The 3469-nt window shown below is 68.8% G+C and carries 3 protein-coding genes; all 3 read left to right on the forward strand.

Going from position 1 to position 3469, the window contains the following annotated elements:
• Positions 1-489: 489 nt before the first annotated feature.
• The 3 genes from ACZ61C_RS43490 (at position 490) to ACZ61C_RS43500 (ending at position 3358) form a co-directional block, all read left to right on the forward strand.
• Positions 490-1242, forward strand: coding sequence for an NAD(P)-dependent oxidoreductase (locus ACZ61C_RS43490; RefSeq protein ID WP_465313814.1), 753 nt, complete (start codon positions 490-492; stop codon positions 1240-1242).
• Positions 1243-1813: 571 nt separating this feature from the next.
• A complete protein-coding gene (locus tag ACZ61C_RS43495) occupies positions 1814-2248 on the forward strand; it encodes an SRPBCC family protein (RefSeq protein ID WP_465313815.1) in 435 nt (144 codons plus the stop codon).
• A gap of 93 nt (positions 2249-2341) precedes the next feature.
• Complete coding sequence (locus ACZ61C_RS43500) at positions 2342-3358, forward strand: NADP-dependent oxidoreductase (protein ID WP_465313816.1); 1017 nt, start codon at positions 2342-2344, stop codon at positions 3356-3358.
• Positions 3359-3469 lie beyond the last annotated feature (111 nt).

The following is a 3469-nucleotide window of genomic DNA, read 5'->3' on the forward strand; positions in this document are numbered from 1 at the left end:
CCCTCGCGGCTGGCTTTGGGGGTGTGTTGGTCGGCTGGGCTTTGGCTGCTGGCTTTGGGGTGCGTGGATGAAGCTGACGCTTTTCGCGGCGTCCGGCGAACCGGCGCGCACGTGCTCGGCCAGGCTCTCGCGGCTGGCTTTGGGGGTGTGTCGATGAAGCTCACGCTCTTCGCAGCGTCCGGCCGAACTGGCGCGCACGTGCTCGGCCAGGCTCTCGCGGCTGGCTTTGGGGGTGTGTTGGTCGGCTGGGCTTTGGCTGCTGGCTTTGGGGTGCGTGGATGAAGCTGACGCTTTTCGCGGCGTCCGGCCGAACTGGCGCGCACGTGCTCGGCCAGGCTCTCGCGGCTGGCTTTGGGGGTGTGTCGATGAAGCTGACGCTCTTCGCAGCGTCCGGCCGAACTGGCGCGCACGTGCTCGGCCAGGCTCTCGCGGCTGGCTTTGGGGTGTGTTGGTCGGCTGGGCTTTGGCTGCTGGCTTTGGGGTGCGCGGATGAAGCTGACGCTTTTCGCGGCGTCCGGCCGAACTGGCGCGCACGTACTCGGCCAGGCTCTCGCGGCTGGCTTTGGGGGTGTGTCGATGAAGCTCACGCTCTTCGCAGCGTCCGGCCGAACCGGCGCGCACGTACTCGGCCAGGCCCTCGCGGCGGGTCACGAGGTCACGGCGGTGGTCCGAAACCCGGACGCCGTCACGGCGCCGGTCCGGGTGGTCCGCGCTGACCTGACCACACCAGAACCGGCGACGCTTAAGTCCGCAGTGGACGGTGGCGACGCCGTGATTTCCGCACTGGGGCCACGACACCACGGCGAATACGGCGTCGCCTCCCGCGGAACCCGGGACATCATCGACGCGATGGAGGCGGCGGGGGTGCGCCGCCTGGTCGTGGTGAGCGTCGCGGGTGTCTCGACGATCCCGACGCCGAGTCGCCCGAACCCGCCGAAACGGGATCCGGGAGTGGGGTTCTTCACGCGCACTGTGCTTTCGCCGCTGGCGAACCTGCGGCTGCGGAAGCACTACGAGGATGTTGCGTTCATGGAGCACGAGCTCCGGATGAGCGGTCTCGACTGGACGTCGGTACAGCTGCCGCTGCTGACGGATAAACCAGCGACCGGGCGCTATCGGATCGCTTACGAGCAGAGTGTTCGCGGCGGGTTCAGGATCGCCCGGGCGGATGCGGCGCATTTTGTGCTGCGGGTGGTTGAAATGCCTGAGGCCGTGCGGGATTCCGTCGCGGTTGCGTATTGAAAGGAGTTGGGGCTGGCAAACAGATTGTGCTGAACGGCGGGGCTCGCCTCGCGTCCGGGAGCGCTTCGGCCGGGCCGGAGGTCCGGGGTGGTTTGGTTTCGTGGGTGCTGACTGCCCGGTCGGCGGCTGTGCGGGCTGGTGCTCGCCTGCTCTGGGCGGGGTCGGGGGCTTGGGTTGCGGAGTGGGTTCGTGCGGGCGCATGGTCAGGTATGCCCCGTTTCGGGGCTGGCTTCGCGTGCGGTGGCTTCGGGGCAGCGACAGACCGCGGTGGCTTCGGGATCGCGCAGGCGCTCGCGGCCGAGGTCGGCGATTGCCCGGGAACCGCCGGGTCTGCGCCCAGCTCGGCCATGGCCGGCGACTGGGCGGGCTGGGATCCGCCAGGTCGAGCGGCCAGCCCCACGTGAGCCCGTGCCCGGTCGCCAATGGGCATCGCGTCTGGACCCCGCCCACGTGGGACCCGTGGCCGCCCGCAGCCGCGAAGGCCCTGTTTTCCGTGGTGAACGCGACGCTCCAGCCCTCACCCCCGCGGCCTAGGGTGGGAGCCGTCCAGCCACCTCGGAAAAGGAGTGAAATGGGAAAGGTCACGGCCACCGCGGAGCGCACCGTCAACGCACCGGCCGACAAGGTCCGCGCGCTCGTCGCCGACTATGCCGAAACGCGGCCGAAGCTGCTCACCGAGCACTACCGCGACTACGAGGTGACCGAAGGCGGCGTCGGCGCCGGGACCAAAGCCGGCTGGAAGCTGCAAGCCACCTCCAAGCGTGTGCGCGATGTCAAAGCAACCGTCACCGAGCCGCAGCCCGGCACCCTGGTCGAGACCGACGCGAACTCCAGCATGGTCACCACCTGGACCGTCACCGAGGCCGGCGACCAGAGCCTCGTCCGGATCGAAACCAGCTGGGACGGCGCCGGCGGTGTCGGGGGCTTCTTCGAGAAGACCTTCGCTCCCGGGGGGCTCAAGAAGATCTACGACGGCGTTCTCGGAAAACTTGCCGAAATCGTGTAGCCCGTCACAATCGGAATGTGCGCCCCGGTTAGCCGGTTGTACCCGGTGGAATCCGGGGCGACTGCCCCGCTTCGAGACTTGAGGAGTTCGACGGTGAACGCACCCACCCAGGCGACCGAGATCCGGCTGGCTTCACGGCCGGAAGGTGTCCCGACGCACGACAACTTCGAGATCGTCGACACGGAGATCCCGACCCCGGGTGACGGGCAGATCCTCGTGCGCAACCTCGTCATGAGCGTCGACCCGGCGATGCGCGGGCGCATGCGCGACGTCAAGTCGTACGCGCCGCCGTTCCAGGTCGGGGAGGTCATGAACGGCGGGGCCGTCGGCGAGGTTGTCGAATCTCATGTGGACGGTGTCAAGCCGGGTGAGCACGTGCTGCACCAGGCCGGCTGGCGCACCCACGCCGTCCTCGACGCCAAGCGCTTCGTCAAGGTGGACGCCGATGCCGCGCCGCTCTCGACCTATCTCGGCGTGCTCGGCATGCCGGGCCTGACCGCCTACGCCGGTCTGCTGGAGTCGGCCGAGTTCAAGCCGGGGGACACCGTCTTCGTTTCCGGGGCGGCCGGCGCCGTCGGGTCGCTCGTCGGGCAGCTCGCCAAGCTCAAGGGCGCCAAGCGGGTCATCGGCTCGGCGGGGTCCGCGGAAAAGGTCCGTCACCTCATCGACGACCTCGGCTTCGATGCGGCCTTCAACTACAAGGACGGCCCGGTCGCCGAGCAGCTGCACCAGGCGGCGCCCGAGGGCATCGACGTCTACTTCGACAACGTCGGCGGTGAGCACCTCGAGGCCGCCATCGACGCGATCACCTTGCACGGCCGGATCGCCGTCTGCGGCATGATCTCGCAGTACAACGCCACCGAGCCGACCCCGGCGCCGCGCAACCTGAGCCAGATCATCGCCAAGCGGCTCACCATCCGCGGCCTGCTCGTGCTCGACCACTGGGGCCTGCAGCAGCAGTTCGTCAGCGAGATCGCGCCGCTGGTCAGCGCCGGCGAGATCAAGTACTCCGAGACCTTCGTCGGCGGCATCCGCAACGCGCCGGACGCGTTCCTGGGCCTGCTGTCCGGGGCCAACACCGGCAAGATGCTGGTCCGGATCGCCGACTAGAGCCGACTAGGGCCGACTAGATGTGATGTCCAGGGAGGTTGGTCAGCCGGGTGACCGGCGGCTTGCCGCCGGTTGAGCTGTGGGGTCGGTGTTGATTGTAGAAGTGCAGCC

Source organism: Amycolatopsis sp. NPDC104587 (genome assembly GCF_055583645.1).

Excerpts from the sequence above, each read along its gene's own strand:
- ACZ61C_RS43490 (WP_465313814.1), top strand. The coding sequence starts at position 490 with ATGAAGCTGACGCTTTTCGCGGCGTCCGGCCGAACTGGCGCGCACGTA.
- ACZ61C_RS43495 (WP_465313815.1), top strand. The coding sequence starts at position 1,814 with ATGGGAAAGGTCACGGCCACCGCGGAGCGCACCGTCAACGCACCGGCC.